Here is a 3,249-nt window from a genome sequence, read left to right on the forward strand (position 1 = left end):
GTGAAGGTGGCCGCACCGTCGGCGCCGGCGTCGTGGCAAAGATCATCGAGTAAGGCGGGCCTCATCATGCAAAAGCAAAAGATCCGCATCCGCCTCAAGGCATTCGACTACAAGCTGATCGACCAGTCGGCGCTCGAAATCGTCGACACGGCCAAGCGCACCGGCGCCATCGTCAAGGGCCCGGTGCCCTTGCCGACGCGCATGCAGCGTTTCGACATTCTGCGTTCGCCGCACGTCAACAAGTCGTCGCGCGACCAGTTCGAGATCCGCACCCACCAGCGCCTGATGGACATCGTCGACCCGACCGACAAGACCGTGGACGCGCTGATGAAGCTCGACCTGCCGGCCGGCGTCGACGTCGAAATCAAGCTGCAGTAACACCCCGCCCGAGGTCTGGCACTTGCGGGTTCGCCCGCCGGTGCTAGAATCGCAGGCTTTTCCGCACTTCGGTGACGGGAAACCAATCAACCCGACCAATCGATGTCGGGCTCGTGAACAAAGGCTCCGGCGTCAATGAGGCGTGCGGGGCTGGAGAAAAACCATGACTACAGCCAATCCGGGCCATCGCCTCGGTTTGCTGGGCCGCAAGGTGGGCATGATGCGCGTCTTCACGGATGATGGCGACGCCATCCCCGTGACCGTGCTCGACGTGTCCAACAACCGTGTCGCCCAGGTCAAGACCGAGCTGGTCGACGGCTACAGCGCCATTCAGGTGGCGTTCGGTGAGCGCAAGGCCTCGCGTGTTTCCAAGCCGGAAGCCGGGCACTTCGCCAAAGCCGGCGTCGAAGCCGGCGAGATCCTCCAGGAATTCCGCGTGCCGGCCGACGTGGCCGCCGAATACAAACCGGGCGCGCAAGTGCCGGTCGGTGTTTTCGCGGTGGGCCAGCTAGTCGACGTGCAGGGCACTTCCATCGGCAAGGGCTTTACCGGCACGATCAAGCGCCACAACTTCAGCTCGCAACGCGCGTCGCACGGCAACAGCCGTTCGCACAACGTGCCGGGCTCGATCTCGATGGCGCAAGACCCGGGCCGTGTGTTCCCGGGCAAGAAGATGTCCGGCCAGCGCGGCAACGTGACCAAGACGACCCAGAACCTCGACATCGTGCGCATCGACGAAGCCCGCCAGCTGCTGCTGGTGCGCGGCGCGGTGCCCGGCTCGAAGAACGGCCATGTGGTCGTGAGCCCGGCGATCAAGGTCAAGGTCAAGAAGGGAGCCCAGTAATGCAACTCGAGCTCCTGAACGATCAAGGTCAGGCCACGTCGAAGGTCGACGCCCCTGACACGCTTTTCGGGCGTGACTACAACGAAGCGCTGGTGCACCAGATCGTCGTGGCCTTCCAGGCCAACGCACGCCAGGGCACGCGCGCCCAGCTCGACCGCACGATGGTCAAGCACTCCACGAAGAAGCCGTGGCGCCAGAAGGGCACCGGCCGCGCTCGCGCCGGCATGACCTCGTCGCCGCTGTGGCGCGGGGGTGGTCGCATTTTCCCGAACAGCCCTGACGAGAACTTCACCCAGAAGGTCAACAAGAAGATGTACCGCGCCGGCATGGCCGCCATCTTCTCGCAGCTGGCCCGTGAAGGCCGCCTGTCGGTCGTCGACTCACTGACTGTCGATTCGCCCAAGACCAAGGCGCTGGCCGCCAAGTTCAAGGCGATGGGCTTCGACTCGGTTCTGGTCATCACCGACCAGCTCGACGACAACCTGCTGCTGGCCTCGCGCAACCTGGCCGGCGTGCTGATCGTCGAACCGCGTCACGCCGACCCGCTGGCACTGGTGCACTTCAAGAAGGTGCTGGTGACCAAGGCGGCTGTCGAGCAACTCAAGGAGATGCTGGCATGAGCACCGCCACTCAAGTCACGAAACCCAAGCACGCCGCCGATCGTCTGGCGCAGGTGCTGGTGGCGCCGATCGTGTCCGAAAAGGCCACGATGACCGCCGAGAAGCACAACCAGGTGCTGTTCAAGGTGCTGCGCGACGCGACGAAGCCCGAAATCAAGGCGGCCGTTGAACTGATGTTCAAGGTCGACGTGGTCGGTGTTTCGACCGTGATCCAGAAGGGCAAGGTCAAGCGTTTCGGCAAGTCGATCGGCCGTCGCGACCACGTCAAGAAGGCTTATGTGTCGCTGGCCAAGGGCCAGGAGCTCAACTTCTCCGGGGAGGCCGCGTAATGGCCGTCATCAAAGTCAAACCGACCTCGCCGGGCCGCCGTGGCGTCGTCAAGGTGGTGCACGCGCATCTGCACAAGGGCCGGCCCGAAGCGTCGCTGCTCGAGCCGCAAATGCAGAACGCGGGCCGCAACAACAACGGGCACATCACGATTCGCCATCGCGGCGGTGGTCACAAGCACCACTACCGTGTGGTCGACTTCGTGCGCAACAAGGACGCGATTCCGGCCAAGGTCGAGCGCATCGAATACGACCCGAACCGCACGGCGCACATCGCGCTGGTGTGCTATGCCGACGGTGAACGCCGCTACGTGATCGCCCCGCGCGGTCTGGAAGTGGGCGCCACCATCCTGAGCGGCGCCGAGGCGCCGATCAAGGCAGGCAACACGCTGCCGATCAAGAACATCCCGGTGGGTTCGATCATCCACGCGATCGAGATGTTGCCCGGCAAGGGCGCGCAGATCGCGCGCTCGGCGGGCACGTCGGCGACGCTGCTGGCGCGCGAAGGCGTCTACGCCCAGGTGCGTTTGCGCTCGGGTGAAGTGCGCAAGATCCACATCGACTGCCGTGCCACGATCGGCGAGGTGTCCAACGAAGAGCACAGCCTGCGCCAGTACGGCAAGGCCGGCGCGATCCGCTGGAAGGGCATCCGCCCGACGGTGCGGGGTGTCGCGATGAACCCGGTCGACCACCCGCACGGTGGTGGTGAAGGCCGTACCGGTGAAGGTCAGGCTCCTGTGTCGCCGTGGAACACGCTGACCAAGGGCTACCGCACTCGCAACAACAAGCGCACGCAGACGATGATCGTCGCGCGTCGCAAGAAGTAAGGGGAACGGCATGACTCGTTCACTCAAGAAGGGCCCGTTCATCGACCATCACCTGATGGCGAAGGTCGAAAAAGCGGTTGCCACGAAAGACAAGAAGCCGATCAAGACCTGGTCGCGACGCTCCACGATCCTGCCCGATTTCATCGGTGTGACGATCGCGGTGCACAACGGCAAGCAGCACGTGCCGGTCTACATCAGCGACCAGATGGTCGGCCACAAGCTCGGTGAATTTGCGCTGACCCGCACGTTCAAGG

Annotated in this window: 6 protein-coding genes; all 6 read left to right on the forward strand. The window is 64.1% G+C overall.

All coding sequences use genetic code 11. The annotated features are described in order from the left end of the window. Window positions 1–66: 66 nt before the first annotated feature. Complete coding sequence (rpsJ, locus tag AC30PD_RS02980; protein WP_011831018.1) at window positions 67–378, forward strand: 30S ribosomal protein S10; 312 nt, start codon at window positions 67–69, stop codon at window positions 376–378. A 163-nt stretch (window positions 379–541) separates the two neighbouring features. Further along, the gene (gene rplC / locus AC30PD_RS02985) at window positions 542–1,222 is read left to right on the forward strand and encodes a 50S ribosomal protein L3 (RefSeq protein WP_489534154.1); all 681 of its coding nucleotides are present in this window, start codon (window positions 542–544) and stop codon (window positions 1,220–1,222) included. Next, a complete protein-coding gene (rplD, locus tag AC30PD_RS02990) occupies window positions 1,222–1,842 on the forward strand; it encodes a 50S ribosomal protein L4 (RefSeq protein WP_489534155.1) in 621 nt (206 codons plus the stop codon). The genes rplC and rplD overlap by 1 nt, the downstream gene beginning before the upstream one ends. Beyond that, window positions 1,839–2,171: a 50S ribosomal protein L23 gene (rplW, locus tag AC30PD_RS02995; protein WP_489534156.1), complete on the forward strand. Its 333-nt coding sequence runs from the start codon at window positions 1,839–1,841 to the stop codon at window positions 2,169–2,171. Before rplD ends, rplW begins: the two co-directional genes overlap by 4 nt. Continuing rightward, a complete protein-coding gene (gene rplB, locus AC30PD_RS03000) occupies window positions 2,171–2,995 on the forward strand; it encodes a 50S ribosomal protein L2 (protein WP_489534157.1) in 825 nt (274 codons plus the stop codon). Before rplW ends, rplB begins: the two co-directional genes overlap by 1 nt. Before the next feature lie 10 nt (window positions 2,996–3,005). Further along, window positions 3,006–3,249: 30S ribosomal protein S19 (gene rpsS / locus AC30PD_RS03005; RefSeq protein ID WP_489534158.1), on the forward strand; the 244-nt coding region annotated here is incomplete at its 3' end.

The organism is Rhizobacter sp. (assembly GCF_032229685.1).
In the GTDB taxonomy this organism is placed as follows: Bacteria; Pseudomonadota; Gammaproteobacteria; order Burkholderiales; family Burkholderiaceae_C; genus LMDS01.